The organism is Pseudomonas sp. LBUM1672 (assembly GCF_059695655.1).
The window spans coordinates 1,590,062-1,606,120 of the sequence record NZ_CP166781.1 but is presented as its reverse complement, the minus strand read 5'-3'; the positions used below and the strand labels follow the sequence as shown (position 1 = coordinate 1,606,120).

Sequence of the window (16,059 nt, the reverse complement as noted above, 5' to 3'; positions counted from 1 at the left end):
GGGACCGAGCCTTTGTGGCGAGGGGATTTATCCCCGTCCGGCTGCGAAGCAGTCGTAAACAATTGTTTGCGGTGTACCTGACACACCGGGTATTCCGATTTTGGGGCCGCTTCGCAGCCCTACGGGGATAAATCCCCTCACCACAAAAGCTCGCTCCAGCAGGGACTGTGTGCCGATCCAATAAATCCCAGGCAAAAAAAAGCCCGATCTCGCTAAAGCGTTCAATCGGGCGACAGCACTCAGGAGCAACAAGTGCAAAGGGAGGTTCGATGCGCGTAAAGCCTTGAAGGGGTTGCGCCAGGCCACTTGAACATCAAGGGATTATCTGGCGATTAAAGCCTCAAGCCACTTGGGAAAGCTTGGCGTTGGCCTGGTTCAGGCCTTTCTCCTGGAAGTCACCGCCCAGGTTCATGCCTTCTGCGTGAATAAACGTCACGTCGTGGATCCCGATGAAGCCCATGACCTGACGCAGGTACGGTTCCTGGTGATCGGCCGTGCTGCCTGCGTAGATCCCGCCGCGAGCAGTCAGCACGTAGGCGCGCTTGCCGCTGAGCAAACCTTGCGGGCCGGTCTCGGTGTACTTGAACGTCACGCCCGCACGCAGCACATGGTCGAGCCAGGCTTTGAGGGTGCTGGGAATGGCAAAGTTGTACATCGGCGCGGCCATGACCAGCACATCGGCGGCCAGCAGTTCGTCGGTCAACTGGTTGGAGCGTTCCAGGGAGACCTGTTCGATATCGCTGCGCTGTTCGGCAGGTTTCATCCAGCCGCCCAGCAGATTGATGTCCAGATGCGGAACCGGGTTGACGGCGAGGTCACGCACGGTGATCTGGTCGTTCGGGTGCGCGGCTTTCCACTGGCTGATGAAGGTCTGGGTCAACTGACGGGAAACCGAGTCTTGCTGACGGGCGCTGCTTTCGATGATCAGAACGCGTGACATGGGTTGTAGGCTCCATCTGAGAATGCTGTAAGGCGATGGAGTGAAGGTTAAACAGAGTCATATCGATGAAAAAGCGCAAATAACTGCTACAACCCATCAATAAATTCGTTTATAAGCTGAGCATGCCCCGTGGGAGCGAGCCTGTTGCTCCCACAGAGTTGAAAGTCATTTGGGGCTGCAGGTCAGGTTGATTCGCATCTTGATAATGGTGCGGGTGAACTTGGCGGTGGCATTTTTGTGTTTGCCGGCGGCCACTTCGATAGAGCGGGTGCGCGGCGCTTCCGGGCCATTGTTGAAAACCACCTTACAGATCGCATCGGTGTCGCCGTAGTTGTTGACCTGGATGGAGGCGATGTCGTTATCCGTATCGAACGCGTTGTAGTCGATCTTCATGCCATTAAGCTGCTTTGTCACATCGATCGGATACGCAAACGCAGTCAACGGCAGCAGCGCCAGCACCACATAACAGAATTTTTTCATTCAGCAGTCTCCAATAAGGACTGCCAGCTTAGGACAAGAGGAGCTATTCATGAAAGCGCCCCGCGTGACCCTTGATCAATGGCGAACCTTGCAAGCCGTGGTTGACCACGGCGGTTTCGCCCAGGCCGCCGAAGCGCTGCACCGTTCGCAATCCTCGGTGAGCTACACCGTGGCGCGTATGCAGGACCAACTCGGCGTGCCGCTGTTGCGCATCGACGGCCGCAAAGCAGTGCTGACCGAAGCCGGCGGCGTGTTGCTGCGTCGCTCGCGGCAACTGGTGAAACAGGCCAGCCAGCTGGAAGACCTGGCCCACCACATGGAGCAAGGCTGGGAAGCGGAAGTGCGGCTGGTGGTCGACGCCGCTTACCCGAGCGCCCGCCTCGTCCGTGCGTTGACCGCGTTCATGCCGCAAAGCCGTGGCTGCCGGGTGCGTCTGCGCGAAGAAGTGCTGTCGGGTGTCGAAGAAGTGTTGCTCGAAGGCGTAGCTGACCTGGCGATCACCGGCTTCAGCATTCCCGGCTATCTCGGCGCGGAATTGAGCGATGTTGAATTCGTCGCCGTTGCCCATCCCGATCACCCGCTGCATCGTCTGAACCGCGAACTGAACTTCCAGGACCTGGAAACCCAGATGCAAGTGGTCATCCGCGACTCCGGCCGCCAGCAACCACGGGACGTCGGCTGGCTCGGCGCCGAACAGCGCTGGACCGTCGGCAGCCTGGCCACCGCGGCGACATTTGTCAGCAGCGGCCTGGGTTTCGCCTGGCTGCCCCGGCACATGATCGAACGCGAACTGAGGGAAGGCACGCTCAAGCTGCTACCGTTGGACCAGGGCGGCAGCCGCAACCCGAGCTTCTATCTGTATTCAAACAAGGACAAACCCTTGGGCCCGGCGACGCAAATCCTGATCGAACTGCTGCGCACCTTCGACACCGCGCCGCTGGATGCGCCGTTCGCCGCCCCTGAACAAGCCTGATACGGAGTATCTGCATGGCCTATTTCGAACATGAAGGTTGCAACCTGCACTATGAGGAATACGGCCACGGCACGCCGTTGCTGCTGGTCCACGGGCTGGGGTCCAGCACCCTGGACTGGGAAAAGCAGATCCCGGCGCTGTCAGCTCATTACCGCGTGATCGTCCCGGACGTACGCGGTCACGGTCGATCCGATAAACCCCGCGAACGCTACAGCATCGCCGGATTCAGCGCCGACCTGGTCGCCCTGATGGAGCACCTGAACCTCGGCCCCACGCATTATGTGGGCTTATCCATGGGCGGCATGATCGGTTTTCAACTGGCCGTGGATCAGCCGCACATGCTCAAAAGCCTGTGCATCGTCAACAGCGCACCCGAAGTCAAACTGCGCAGCCGCGACGATTACTGGCAGTGGTTCAAGCGCTGGAGCCTGATGCGTGTCCTCAGTCTGGGCACCATCGGCAAGGCCCTGGGCGCCAAGCTATTTCCCAATCCAGAACAAGCTGATTTGCGTCAAAAGATGGCCGAGCGCTGGGCAAAAAACGACAAACATGCTTATCTCGCCAGCTTCGATGCCATCGTTGGCTGGGGTGTTCAGGAACGACTTTCGAAGGTCGCCTGTCCAACCCTCATCGTCACCGCCGACCGTGATTACACGCCGGTCTCGCTGAAGGAAACCTACGTAAAACTGCTGCCCGATGCACGGCTGGTGGTGATCGCCGATTCGCGTCACGCCACCCCGCTGGATCAACCCGAACGCTTCAACCAAACCCTGCTCGAGTTTCTCACCGCAGTCGACACCACCTCACTCAGGATCACTGACCCATGCTGAAAAAAATCGCCCTCGTCGCCGGCTCCGTTCTGTTTGCCGCCAACCTGATGGCCGCAACGCCCGCCAAGGCGCCACACGTGTTGCTGGAAACCACCAACGGCCAGATCGAAATCGAACTGGACTCGGTCAAGGCACCGATCAGTACCAAGAACTTCCTTGATTACGTCAACAGCGGCTTCTACAACAACACGATTTTCCACCGTGTGATTCCTGGCTTCATGGTCCAGGGCGGTGGTTTCACGCAACAGATGCAGCAAAAAGAAACCAAGGCACCGATCAAGAACGAATCCAAGAACGGCTTGCATAACGTGCGTGGCACGCTGTCCATGGCCCGCACCTCGAACCCGGATTCGGCCACCAGCCAATTCTTCATCAACGTCAAGGACAACGACTTCCTGGACCAGGGCGATGGCTATGCCGTGTTCGGTAAAGTCGTCAAAGGCATGGATGTGGTCGATGTCATCGTCAACTCCCAGACCACCACCAAAAGCGGCATGAAAGACGTACCGGCCGACCCTGTGTTCATCAAATCTGCCAAAGTTATCGACTAATCTGCACAGGAGTGCTTGAGCGGCTGCCGGTATCCGGCGCCGCTCATATTGTTTAAAGGAGAGCCCGTGCGCGGGCGGAGAACTGATGCTTTATCGCCGTTTCGAGAAACTGATCGACATATTCCGCGACGCTCCGACGACGGCTCCGCCGGATCGGGTTCTCCCCTTCTATACCTACTACTTGAAGCAGGTCTGGCCAAGTTTCGCCGCCCTGCTGATCGTCGGCCTATTCGCCTCCCTGATCGAAGTCGCGCTGTTCAACTACCTGAGCCGCATCATCGACCTGGCCCAAGGCACGCCGAACCCGGATTTCTTCCAGGAGCACGCACTTGAGCTGACCTGGATGGTGGTGGTGACCCTGGTTCTGCGACCGATTTTCTTCGGTCTGCACGACCTGCTGGTACACCAGACGCTGAACCCCGGCATGACCAGCCTGATTCTCTGGCAGAACCACCGCTACGTGCTCAAACAGAGCCTGAATTTCTTTCAGAACGACTTCGCCGGGCGCATCGCCCAGCGCATCATGCAGACCGGCAACGCCCTGCGCGACTCTGCCGTGCAAGCGGTGGATGCCCTTTGGCACGTGCTGATCTACGCCATCAGCGCGCTGGTGCTGTTTGCCGAAGCCGACTGGCGCCTGATGATCCCGCTGACGACCTGGATCGCCGGGTTCATCGGCGCGCTTTATTACTTCGTGCCGCGGGTCAAGGACCGCTCGGTGCAATCCTCCGATGCGCGCTCCAAACTCATGGGACGGATCGTCGACGGCTACACCAACATCACCACCTTGAAGCTGTTCGCCCACACCAACCATGAACAGCAATACGCCAAGGAAGCCATCAAGGAGCAAACCGAAAAAGCGCAACTGGCCGGGCGCGTGGTCACCAGCATGGACGTGGCCATCACCAGCATGAACGGCCTGCTGATCGTCACCACCACCGGCCTGGCCCTGTGGCTGTGGACGCAGTCGCTGATCTCGGTCGGCGCGATTGCCCTGGCGACAGGCCTGGTGATTCGTATCGTCAACATGTCCGGCTGGATCATGTGGGTAGTCACCGGCATCTTCGAAAACATCGGCATGGTCCAGGACGGTTTGCGCACCATCGCCCAACCGGTCAGCATCACCGACCGCGATCAGGCCAAACCGCTGACCGTGCCCCGTGGCGAAGTGCGCTTCGAACATGTGGATTTTCACTACGGCAAGAAGAGCGGGATCATTGGCGACCTCAACCTGACGATCAAGCCCGGTGAGAAAATCGGCTTGATCGGACCGTCCGGCGCGGGCAAATCGACCCTGGTCAACCTACTGCTGCGCCTGTATGACGTGCAGGGCGGGCGAATCCTCATCGATGGGCAGGACATCGCCGAAGTCGGCCAGGAAAGCCTGCGCGAGCGCATCGGCATGATCACTCAGGACACCTCGTTGCTGCACCGTTCGATCCGCGACAATTTGCTTTATGGCAGGCCCGACGCCACCGACGCGGAGCTGTGGGAAGCGGTGCACAAAGCCCGCGCCGATGAGTTCATTCCGTTGCTGTCGGACGCCGAAGGCCGTACCGGTTTCGATGCGCATGTGGGTGAACGCGGGGTGAAACTCTCCGGCGGCCAGCGTCAGCGGATTGCGATCGCTCGCGTGCTGCTCAAGGATGCACCGATCCTGATCATGGACGAGGCGACCTCGGCACTGGATTCGGAAGTCGAAGCGGCGATCCAGGAAAGCCTGGAAACCCTGATGCAGGGCAAAACCGTGATCGCCATCGCCCACCGGCTCTCGACCATCGCCCGGATGGATCGGCTGGTGGTGCTGGAAAAAGGCAAGATCGCCGAAACCGGCACCCACGCCGAACTGCTGGCGCATGGCGGGTTGTATGCGCGGCTGTGGCAGCACCAGACGGGTGGGTTTGTCGGGATCGATTGATACCGCGAGATCAACACAGAACCTGTAGGAGCGAGCCTGCTCGCGATAGCGGTGTGTCAGTCAGCATTTTTGCCGTTTGATACACCGCTATCGCGAGCAGGCTCGCTCCCACATTGATCTCCGCCAGACTGAAAAACCGCCACAGCCTGCTACCCACAGGCCCTGGCGGTTTTTTGTGGCCGCTGGAAATCCGCAAAATCCCTGCTGTACTCAGCCAAGGTTCTGGAGATGAGCCTGTCGTAAGCCTGCAGGATGCATCACGCGATACAGTCTCGATAGGTCGCCTATCAAGGACGCTCTCATGCCTCTGTTCAAACGTTCAGTCACTGAGCTGTTAGGTACGTTCTGGCTCGTATTGGGAGGTTGCGGCAGTGCGGTGCTCGCCGCGTCTTCGCCCCTCGGGATCGGGGTGCTGGGTGTGGCCATCGCGTTTGGTCTCACCGTGTTGACCATGGCCTTCGCCATTGGCCATATTTCCGGTTGTCACCTCAACCCTGCCGTCTCCGTCGGCCTGTGTGTCGGAGGCCGGTTTCCGGCCCGGGAGTTGCCTGCGTACATCATCGCCCAGGTGATTGGCGCGATCATCGCCGCCGCGCTGATCTACTACATCGCCAGCGGCAAGGAAGGTTTCGACCTCTCCGCCGGCCTGGCCTCGAACGGCTATGGCGAACACTCCCCGGGCAAGTACTCAATGGCCGCAGGCTTTGTCTGTGAACTGGTGATGACCGCAATGTTCGTACTGATCATCCTCGGTGCCACCGACAAACGTGCGCCCGCCGGGCTTGCACCGATTGCCATCGGCCTGGCCTTGACACTGATTCACTTGATCTCGATTCCCGTCACCAACACCTCGGTCAACCCGGCCCGCAGCACCGGTCCGGCGTTGATGGTCGGTGGCTGGGCCATCGCGCAATTGTGGATGTTCTGGGTGGCGCCGCTGCTGGGCGCGGTGGTTGGCGGCGTGACGTATCGCTGGCTGGGCAAGGAAGTCACTTGATGCCACGGGCGAGGGTCATGCCTGCCGATAAGGCAACGCGGTCCTCGCTTCCTCGGCATAGGCCAACACCCCAAGACGTTCCTGGTGCAGGAAGTCTTTGACCGCGGCTTTCAGTCCGGGGTGACGCAGGTAATGCCAGGAATGGGTGATCACCGGTTCAAAGCCGCGAATCAACTTGTGTTCGCCTTGGGCGCCGGCATCAAAACGCTGGAAGCCATTGGCAATCGCGTAGTCCATGCCCTGGTAGAAACAGGTCTCGAAATGCAAACGGTCGAACTCCGCCAGGCAGCCCCAGTAACGCCCGTAAAAACTGTCGCCGCCCACCAGGCTGAAGGCCATGGCCACGGGTCGTGAACCTTGTTTGGCCAGCACCACGCGAATGGCTTCGGGCATGCGCTCGGCCAGCAGACTGAAAAACTCCCGCGTCAAATAGGGCCTTTGCCGACGCACCGCGTAGGTATTGGCGTAGCAGGCATAGACAAAATCCCACTGCGCCTGATCCAGCTGCTTGCCTTCCAGCCATTCGAAATCAATCCCCTGCCCCGCCACTTGCTCGCGCTCCTTGCGCATCTGCTTACGTTTGCGCGAACTGAGTACGTCGAGGAAATCCTGAAAGTCCCGATAACCGCGATTCTGCCAGTGGTACTGACAGCCGATCCGCTGCAACCAGCCGGGTTGTTCGGCCAATGCCGCGTCGGTGAAAGGGTCTGTGAAATTGATGTGAGCGCTGGAGAGTTCTTCGATCTCCAGGTAGCCCGGCAGGCTCTTGAGCAGCTCGAAACCGTCCTCGACACTGCGCGCCAGCAACCGTGGCCCGCTGACCGGGCTGAACGGCACGGCGGTCAACAGCTTCGGGTAATAGTCGATGCCGGCACGCTCACAGGCATCGGCCCAGGCGTGATCGAACACGTACTCGCCGTAGGAATGCCACTTGCGGTAGCTGGGTAGCGCGGCGATCAGCCGCCCCTCTTCGATATGCAACAGATGCTCGGGCTGCCAGCCGGAATGGGCGGCGACGCTGCCACTGTCTTCCAGCGCGCTGAGAAAGGCATGGCGCAGGAACGGCTGATTATCCGGCACCAGGGCATCCCACGTGCGCGGACCAATATCGGACAGGCTTTCCAGACGTTGCAGCGGCATTGACACCCTCTCGACTTCTTCGCGTAACAGCCCGGCGAGTATCGCCTATCGCCCGCCATTACACATCCGTCAAAAAGCGCCGACAGGGCTCTGGATCAAAAGTTCAGACAGTCTTTGTATCGTCATCGAGACGCCATCACTTTGCCACTGCTCTGTAATAAACCATCGCGATACTGGCGCCAGTTTTTAGAGCGTCGGGTTCTACCCGGCCACTGTTTCCGTCCGTCAATGGTCGGTTGTGTCCCGGATGGCTCAGTCATCCCCTTACATCTTCGGAGATTGATATGCGTCTTGCTTCCACGAAAACTGCGGCGGCCCTGTGTGGCGGTCTGCTGCTGGCCATGAGCGTTCCGGCCAGCGCCGCAGTCGACGCCAAACTGCTCGACATGCTCAAGGCAAACGGCTCGATTACTAACGCGCAATACAGCGAACTGCAAGCCGAGTTAGCCAGGGATCAGAAAGACCAGCAAATCGCCCGTCAGGCTCAGCAGGAAACCAACGAGCAGATCGCGGCCACTGCGAAGAAAACCAATGAACTGAGCACCTTTGACCAGAAACTGGCCTGGGCCGCCAAGACCCAATTCAAGGGCGACGTGCGTTTCCGCCAGGAGACAGTCAAGAACGATGGCGTTTCCAACAACCGCGACCAGGATCGTCAGCGCGTTCGTGCCCGCCTGGGTGCCTACACCGAGATCAACCCACAAGTCGACACCGGCATCCGTATCGCCACCGGTAACAACGACGACGCCCGTTCCACCAACCAGAGCCTGGACAATTACTTCGACAAGAAGTCGATCTGGCTGGACCAGGGTTACGTCGACTACCACCCGGACTTCGCCAAAAACCTGCACATCGTGGGCGGCAAGATGCCACAGCAATGGGTGAGCATGGGCGACATCATCTGGGATAGCGACATCAGCCCCGAAGGCCTGGCACTCACTTACAAATACCCGCTGGGCGCCAGCACCGAGCTGTTCGGTAGCGCCGGCCACTACACCCTCAAAGACAACGTCGACGGCGACGGCGTGCAGTTCAAGCACGATTTGCGTCTGTACGCCGGCCAGTTGGGCGCGCGTTTCGCCCTCACCGACAACCTGAAACTGACCCTGGGCGGCAGTGTCTACGGCTACGACAACGACGACGACATCACCGCAGGCGGCACCAGCATTCCATCCGTGCTGGCCACCAACGGCAACACCCCGAACGAGCAATTCAAACTGTACGAAGGCTTTGGCCAGATCGACATCACCGGCCTGCCACTGCCGCTCTCGCTGTACGGCCAGTACGTCAACAACAAAGATGCCAGCAACGATCAGGATTCTGCCTGGCTGGCGGGTGTAAAGACCAAGTTCTATGGCTTCGCCGTGGACTACAACTATCGCGACGTACAGCGTAACGCGGTGGTCGGTGCCTTCACCGACTCCGACTTCGCCAACGGTTTCACCGGTTCGCGTGGCAGCAAGTTGAAAGTGAGTTACGAGCTGGACAAGAACTTCGCCCTGGGCGCGACGTACTTCATGGCTAACTCTGACTACACCAACGCCACCCTCAAGGATTCGGACATCAACACCCTGCAACTGGATGCCGAAGCCAAGTTCTAAGCAGCACCGTTGCACGCCTCAGGTCATGGACGCTTGAGGTGCTTTACAGTCTGGCGTGGATGGATCGATCCCCATCATCCGTTCGATGCATCCACGCCGGCCTGCTTCTCTTCCCTGCGATAACGCCACGACTTTACGGAATGTCCTTGCGACGCTCCGCAGCGAGACGTTCGGCAAGTGCATCGACCTCCGGCACAGCCTCCTCCGGCAAGACGCGCAGCGTCGCCTGCATCAAGCGCATCTGACGAATGAACCGCCGGCAATTGGGGCAGAACATTAAATGATGCCGCACCAGCAACTTCTCCCGAAAGCTCAACTGGCCATCGAGATAATCACTGGAGCGTGCCACTTGCTCCTTACAGGTCAGCATTCACCGGTTTCCTCAAAATGTTCTACGGTCGCAAAGACCTTCAACCGTGCCCGATGCAGCAGCACGCGAACATTGGAGAGCGAGATTTCCAGAAGATTACAGATCTCTTCCAGCTCCAGGCCCTGACGTTCACGAAGTAACAAGACGCTGCTTTGCAGTTCCGACAGGCTGAGCAAGGTGTGTTCGAGGCATTCACGTAGTTCGTTTTCGGTCAACAGCGCCTCTGGCGTGTCTTGATGCCAGGCGAATGGCGCCACCAGCCAGTGGCCGTCCGCGGCAGAAAAACGATCGTCATCAACGCTGCCATGCGGCGATGGAAGGTCATCGAGCAGCACTTCACGACGGTTTTGTTTGTAGCGACCTTTTGCCGAGTTTGCGGTGATGGTCAGCAACCACGTCTTGAGGCTCGAACGCGCCTCAAACTTGCTCAGATGGCGCACGGCTGACAGCCACGCGTCCTGCACCACTTCGTCGGCATGCCGGCTGCCGACGATCGCATAAGCCACCGCACGCATCGGGCTCTGATAAGTGCTGACCAACTCTTTGAAGGCCTGTTGCTCACCTGCCAGCAATCGTTCCAGCAGTTTCGCGTCGTCAGCCGCCATTCACAAACCCCTTGTCCTGACCTCGAAAAATGAGTCAGCAGGACTTCGCCGTCGGCAACATCCTACTGTCATTTCCGAAAGTTACAGCGTCCCGACTGTTTCGGCTGTAGGAAAAGCCATCACGAATCCAAGTAAAGAACGACAGCCTTCCCCCTCAACGTTTGCGCAACAGCACGCTGCCAATCGAGTAACCGGCGCCGAACGAACTGAGCACGGCCAAGGAACCGGCAGGCAGATCGTCCTGATGTTTGTGAAACGAAATCACCGAGCCGGCGGAGCTGGTATTGGCGTAGGTGTCGAGAATCACCGGTGCTTCTTCTTCGGTGGCTTCGCGGCCCAGCAGTTTCTTGACGATCAGGTGGTTCATGCTGAGGTTGGCCTGGTGCAACCAGAAGCGCTTCACGTCGCTGACGTTGAGCTTGTTCTCTTCCAGGTGCGTGGCGATCAGCTCGGCGACCATCGGGCAGACGTCGCGGAACACCTTGCGGCCTTCCTGCACGAACAGTTTGTCCTTGGCACCGATGCCCTCTTCCGCTGCGCGGTTGAGGAAGCCGAAGTTGTTGCGGATGTTGTTGGAGAACTTGGTCAGCAGTTTGGTACTGACCACGTCGAACTGATACTTGGACGTCGCCAGGTCTGCACGCTCGATGATCACCGCCGTCGCCGCGTCGCCAAAGATGAAGTGGCTGTCACGGTCGCGGAAGTTCAGGTGACCGGTGCAGACTTCCGGGTTGACCATCAGGACTGCCCGGGCCTGGCCCAGTTGCACGCTGTTGGCGGCGGCCTGGATGCCGAAGGTCGCCGAGGAGCAGGCCACGTTCATGTCGAAACCGAAACCCTGGATGCCCAACGCTTCCTGGACTTCGATGGCGATGGCCGGGTAGGCGCGTTGCAGGTTGGAGCAGGCGACGATCACACCGTCGATGTCCGCGGCGGTCTTGCCGGCACGCTGCAAGGCTTGTTCGGCCGCGCCGATGGCCATCTGGCAAAGCACCGACCATTCGTCGTTGGAACGCTCAGGCAGACGCGGGGCCATGCGTTGCGGGTCGAGGATGCCGTCCTTGTCCATGACAAAGCGGCTCTTGATGCCGGACGCCTTTTCGATAAACGCAGCGCTGGATTCGGTCAACGCTTCGACTTCACCACGGGCAATGGCGTCAGCGTTGTCGGCGTTGAATAGCGCGACGTAAGCGTTGAAAGACTGCACCAGCTCTTCATTGGAGATGCTGTTGGCCGGGGTGTACAGGCCGGTGCCGCTGATGACGACGTTATGCATGGTCGTTTCTCTAATCTGTTCAGGCAGAAAGCATTGGCACCGACGTACCAACACACAAAGGGTCTGTTCCCGTCACGGGAAGCACACCTGGCATCGCTTTATTCCGTACCGCCCGAACCTTGAGAGGCTCAAAACCGCGGGACCGGCGTTTATAGGCGCGAAGTTTGCCATAAACATTGGGTTTTGGCGCCATTTGCGAAAGCAACGGAGGACCTGTGTAAACCTATGTGGCGAGGGGATTTATCCCCGTTCGGCTGCGAAGCAGTCGTGAAACCAGCGCACTCGGTGTGCCTGATAGACCAAGGCTGCAGGTTTTGGGGCGGCTTCGCCACCCCAACGGGGATAAATCCCCTCGCCACAGATAAATCCCCTCACCACAAAAGCCCGCTCCCACAGGTATTGTGCAAGCCTCCGCCCCTAGGGTTCGACCTGGGTCCATTGCTTGTTCAAGCGCTTGTCGGAGATCGGCACCTTGGTCCCCAGTTGCTGGGCGAACAGCGAAACCCGGTATTCCTCCAGCCACCAGCGATAGAGTTCCAGTTGCGGATCGCGCTTGCCTTCCTGGGCGTGCTTGCTGGCGCGAGTCTGATATTGCGCCCACAGGCCAGACAATTCGCCACTCCAGACCCGATCCCGCTGCACCTGAGCACCGATTTTCTCAAAGCGCTGCTCGACGGCTTTCAAGTAACGCGGCAATTCCTTGAGCCACTGCATCGGCGTTTCCCGGACAAACCCCGGATACACCAGCTGGCTGAGCTGCTGCTTGATGTCGTTCAGGGCCACGGCTTGGGCCAGATCGATCTTGCCCTTGAAGCGCTTTTGCAGACCGTGCCAGAGCTTGAGGATCTCCAGCGTCAACTTGGCCAGACGCTCGGCGTGCTCGGTCCAACCACCGCGCTTGCGTTCGGCCAGTGCCGCCAACCCGGCGCCATCGCGGGGCAACGGGTCTTCGCCGTCGAGAATGCAGCTGTCGAGACTGGCCAGCAGAATGTCTTCCACCAGACTGTCGATGCGCCCCATGTCGCGGTACATCAGGCCCAGTTCGGTCAGCCCCGGCAATTTTCCGCGCAAGAACTTGGCCGTGTCAGCCAGTTGTTGCATCAGCAACCGCTGCAAGGCGCGGCGATGCTGGAACTCGGCTTCGGCCGGGGTCGAGAAACGCCCTTCCTTGACCGTGCCGCTCTCTTCCACCAGCGCCGGATACACCGTCATCGACAGCCCGGCGATCTTCTGTTGAGTCTTTTCCGCCACTGCTGCGAAGACCTTCGCCTCCACCGGCTGCTGGCTTTTCGCGGTTTGCGGCACGGCCAACGCGGCCTGGCTGGCTTCGGCAAAACGTGCGGTCAATTCGGCCAGGTCTCGCCCTTCGCCGAGGAACTTGCCCTGGCCGTCGACGATTTCCAGGTTCATCCGCAGATGACTGTCGACCTGTTGCGATGCTTCCGCCCAGGCTTCATCGCTGACCCGCGCGCCCGTCATGCGCAGCAGCTCGCGGCCCAACGCCTGCGGCAACGAGCCCTCGGCAAAGGTCATGCGTTGCAACGCGGCTTTGACGAAGTCCGGCACCGGCACAAAATTCTTGCGCAGGGCCTTGGGCAGGTTGCGCACCAGCGCGATGCACTTGGCCTCGATCACGCCCGGCACCAGCCATTCCAGGCGTTCCGGCGGCAACATCGGTAACAGCGGCGCCGGCACGCGAAGGGTCACGCCGTCGCGCGGGTGATTCGGCTCGAAGTGGTAACTGAGGGCCAGTTCCAGATCGCCGATGTGCAAGGTGTCCGGGTAATGCAGGGCGGTGACTTCACTGGCCTCGCGGGCCAGCACGTCTTCTTCGCGCATGATCAGCAGCTGCGGGTCTTTCTGGCTGTTGACCTTGTACCAACTGTCGAAAGTCGCGGTCTGGTGAATCTCTGCTGGCAGGCGCGCATCGTAGAAAGCGAACAGGGTTTCTTCGTCGGCCAGAATGTCGCGACGACGGGCCTTGGCTTCCAGTTCGTCGAGCTGTTCCAGCAATTGCGCATTGGCCGACAAACATTTGGCTTTGGACTGAATCTCGCCCCGCACCAGGCCTTCACGAATGAAAAACTCACGGGACACCACCGGGTCAATCGGCCCGTAATGCACCGGCCGGCGACCGACCACGATCAACCCGAACAGCGTGATCTGCTCGAACGCCACGACCTGACCGCGCTTCTTCTCCCAGTGCGGTTCGAAGTGATTTTTCTTGATCAGGTGCCCGGCCAGCGGCTCGATCCAGTCCGAATCGATCTTGGCGACCATGCGCGCATAGAGCTTGGTGGTTTCCACCAATTCGGCGGTCATCAGCCATTGCGGACGCTTCTTGCCAAGCCCCGATGACGGGTGAATCCAGAAACGCCGCTGACGGGCGCCGAGGTAATCGCCTTCATCGGTTTTCTGGCCGATCTGGCTGAGCAGGCCCGAGAGCACGGCTTTGTGCAGTTTCGGGTAATCCGCCGGCTCTTTGTTCAGGCTCAACTGCATGTCGCGGCAGATCAGGCTCAACTGACGATGCGAGTCGCGCCATTCGCGCAGGCGCAGGTAATTGAGGAAGTTCTTGCGGCACCAATTACGCAGCGGACTCGCCGTCAGCGCCTGGCGCTGCTCTTCAAAACCACGCCACAGATTGACCAGCCCGGCGAAATCCGAGTCCACGTCTTTCCATTGAGCGTGCGCCTGATCCGCTGCTTGCTGACGCTCCGGCGGACGCTCGCGCGGATCCTGGATCGACATGGCGCTGGCGACGATCAGCACTTCCTGCAGGCTGCCGAGTTTCGCCGCTTCCAGCAGCATGCGTCCCATGCGCGGGTCCACCGGCAGGCGCGCCAACTGGCGACCGAGCGGGGTCAGCTGGCTGTTGCGGTCCACTGCCGAGAGTTCTTGCAGCAGGTTGAAGCCGTCGCTGATGGCCTTGCCATCCGGCGGCTCGATAAACGGGAAGTCGGTGATCTCGCCGAGGCGCAGATGCAGCATCTGCAAAATCACCGCCGCGAGGTTGGTCCGCAGAATTTCCGGGTCGGTAAATTCCGGGCGACCGATGAAGTCTTCTTCGCCATAGAGACGGATGCAGATCCCCGGCTCGACCCGTCCGCAACGGCCTTTACGCTGATTGGCGCTGGCCTGGGAAATGGCTTCGATGGGCAGGCGCTGGACCTTGGCGCGGTAGCTGTAACGGCTGATGCGCGCGGTGCCGCTGTCGATCACGTAACGGATGCCCGGCACGGTCAGCGAGGTTTCCGCGACGTTGGTCGCCAGCACCACGCGACGGCCCGGGTGCGACTGGAAAATCCGCTGCTGTTCGGCCGGCGACAACCGCGCGTACAGCGGCAGAATCTCGGTGTGCTTGAGCTGGGCCTTGCGCAGCATGTCGGCGGCATCGCGAATCTCGCGTTCGCCGGGCAGGAACACCAGCACATCGCCGGGGCTCTTGCGCTCGCTGCGTTCGAACGCGGCGATTTCGTCGAGGGTGGCGAGGATCGCCTGATCCACAGTCAGGTCGTCCTCGACGCGGTTGCCCTCTTCGTCCTGCTCCAGGGTCAGCGGGCGGTACCAGGTTTCCACCGGGAAGGTGCGGCCGGAGACTTCGACAATCGGCGCGTCATCGAAGTGCTTGGAGAAGCGCTCCAGGTCGATGGTCGCCGAGGTGATGATGACTTTCAGGTCCGGACGGCGCGGCAGCAGGGTTTTCAGGTAACCGAGCAGGAAGTCGATGTTGAGGCTGCGTTCGTGGGCTTCGTCGACGATGATCGTGTCGTAGCGTTCGAGGTAGCGATCGTTCTGGGTTTCCGCCAACAGGATGCCGTCGGTCATCAGCTTGATCAAGGTGTTGGAATCGCTCTGATCCTCGAACCGCACCTGATAGCCAACCAGCGCGCCCAATGGCGTCGCCAATTCTTCAGCAACCCGGCTGGCCACGCTGCGTGCAGCGATTCGACGCGGCTGGGTGTGGCCGATCAGGCCGTGCTGGCCTCGGCCGATTTCCAGGCAGATCTTCGGCAACTGGGTGGTTTTGCCCGAGCCGGTTTCGCCGGCGATGATCAGCACCTGATGCTTGAGCAGCGCTTCCTTGATTTCATCGCGCTTGGCGGCGATCGGCAAACTGTCGTCGTAACGAATCACCGGCAGGCTGGCGCGCCGCGCCAACACCTGGTCACAGGACGCCTGCATGCGCGTCACCCACAGGGCCAGCTTGGCCTCGTCGGGTTTCTTGCGCAGCTCAAGCAACTGCCGCCGCAGCCGGTGACGGTCGGCGAGCATGGCGTGATCGAGGTTTTTCAGCAGTTTGTCGATGGAAGGCGATTCGTCAGTCATCAGGTACGCAAAAGTCGTCTAGTGGCGCAGGGGGCGATTGTCGCAGATT

Annotated in this window: 12 protein-coding genes and 1 pseudogene; 6 read left to right on the top strand and 7 right to left on the bottom strand. The window is 59.9% G+C overall.

What is annotated here, in order from left to right; genetic code table 11:
* Nucleotides 1-340 precede the first annotated feature (340 nt).
* Both ACA053_RS07235 and ACA053_RS07230 read right to left on the bottom strand, forming a co-directional pair.
* Nucleotides 341-940, bottom strand: coding sequence for an FMN-dependent NADH-azoreductase (locus ACA053_RS07235; protein ID WP_102594234.1), 600 nt, complete (start codon nucleotides 938-940; stop codon nucleotides 341-343).
* 165 nt (nucleotides 941-1,105) lie between these two features.
* A complete protein-coding gene (locus ACA053_RS07230; RefSeq protein WP_109628490.1) occupies nucleotides 1,106-1,420 on the bottom strand; it encodes a 3-phosphoglycerate kinase in 315 nt (104 codons plus the stop codon).
* Between the two features lie 49 nt (nucleotides 1,421-1,469).
* Here ACA053_RS07230 and ACA053_RS07225 point away from each other — a divergent pair, with 49 nt between their 5' ends.
* From ACA053_RS07225 to aqpZ, 5 genes and pseudogenes are all read left to right on the top strand, one after another.
* Nucleotides 1,470-2,393, top strand: a complete 924-nt coding sequence (locus tag ACA053_RS07225) for a PA3225 family LysR-type transcriptional regulator (RefSeq protein ID WP_109628489.1) — start codon at nucleotides 1,470-1,472, stop codon at nucleotides 2,391-2,393.
* A gap of 14 nt (nucleotides 2,394-2,407) precedes the next feature.
* Nucleotides 2,408-3,213: pseudogene (locus tag ACA053_RS07220) on the top strand (alpha/beta fold hydrolase).
* A gap of 3 nt (nucleotides 3,214-3,216) precedes the next feature.
* The gene (locus tag ACA053_RS07215) at nucleotides 3,217-3,774 is read left to right on the top strand and encodes a peptidylprolyl isomerase (RefSeq protein WP_497316317.1); all 558 of its coding nucleotides are present in this window, start codon (nucleotides 3,217-3,219) and stop codon (nucleotides 3,772-3,774) included.
* A gap of 85 nt (nucleotides 3,775-3,859) precedes the next feature.
* On the top strand, nucleotides 3,860-5,692 hold the full coding sequence (locus ACA053_RS07210; RefSeq protein ID WP_497394833.1) for an ABC transporter ATP-binding protein: 1,833 nt from the start codon (nucleotides 3,860-3,862) through the stop codon (nucleotides 5,690-5,692).
* A 301-nt stretch (nucleotides 5,693-5,993) separates the two neighbouring features.
* Nucleotides 5,994-6,689: an aquaporin Z gene (aqpZ, locus tag ACA053_RS07205; protein WP_497316313.1), complete on the top strand. Its 696-nt coding sequence runs from the start codon at nucleotides 5,994-5,996 to the stop codon at nucleotides 6,687-6,689.
* 15 nt (nucleotides 6,690-6,704) lie between these two features.
* On the opposite strand, the gene ACA053_RS07200 is transcribed toward aqpZ, so the two are convergent.
* Nucleotides 6,705-7,829 (bottom strand): GNAT family N-acetyltransferase, encoded by a 1,125-nt coding sequence (locus ACA053_RS07200; protein ID WP_497394832.1) that lies wholly within the window; start codon nucleotides 7,827-7,829, stop codon nucleotides 6,705-6,707.
* Between the two features lie 284 nt (nucleotides 7,830-8,113).
* On the opposite strand from ACA053_RS07200, the gene ACA053_RS07195 reads away from it, so the two are divergent.
* Complete coding sequence (locus tag ACA053_RS07195; RefSeq protein WP_497316309.1) at nucleotides 8,114-9,430, top strand: putative porin; 1,317 nt, start codon at nucleotides 8,114-8,116, stop codon at nucleotides 9,428-9,430.
* Between the two features lie 133 nt (nucleotides 9,431-9,563).
* Here the strand turns inward: ACA053_RS07195 and ACA053_RS07190 are convergent, their stop codons facing one another.
* From ACA053_RS07190 to hrpA, 4 genes are all read right to left on the bottom strand, one after another.
* Nucleotides 9,564-9,800 (bottom strand): anti-sigma factor family protein, encoded by a 237-nt coding sequence (locus tag ACA053_RS07190; RefSeq protein WP_109628482.1) that lies wholly within the window; start codon nucleotides 9,798-9,800, stop codon nucleotides 9,564-9,566.
* The gene (locus tag ACA053_RS07185; RefSeq protein ID WP_497316307.1) at nucleotides 9,794-10,405 is read right to left on the bottom strand and encodes an RNA polymerase sigma factor; all 612 of its coding nucleotides are present in this window, start codon (nucleotides 10,403-10,405) and stop codon (nucleotides 9,794-9,796) included. Before ACA053_RS07185 ends, ACA053_RS07190 begins: the two co-directional genes overlap by 7 nt.
* Nucleotides 10,406-10,559: 154 nt before the next feature.
* Nucleotides 10,560-11,681, bottom strand: a complete 1,122-nt coding sequence (locus tag ACA053_RS07180; protein ID WP_109628480.1) for a beta-ketoacyl-ACP synthase III — start codon at nucleotides 11,679-11,681, stop codon at nucleotides 10,560-10,562.
* A 417-nt stretch (nucleotides 11,682-12,098) separates the two neighbouring features.
* Nucleotides 12,099-16,010, bottom strand: a complete 3,912-nt coding sequence (hrpA, locus tag ACA053_RS07175; protein ID WP_497394831.1) for an ATP-dependent RNA helicase HrpA — start codon at nucleotides 16,008-16,010, stop codon at nucleotides 12,099-12,101.
* Between the last annotated feature and the right edge of the window lie 49 nt (nucleotides 16,011-16,059).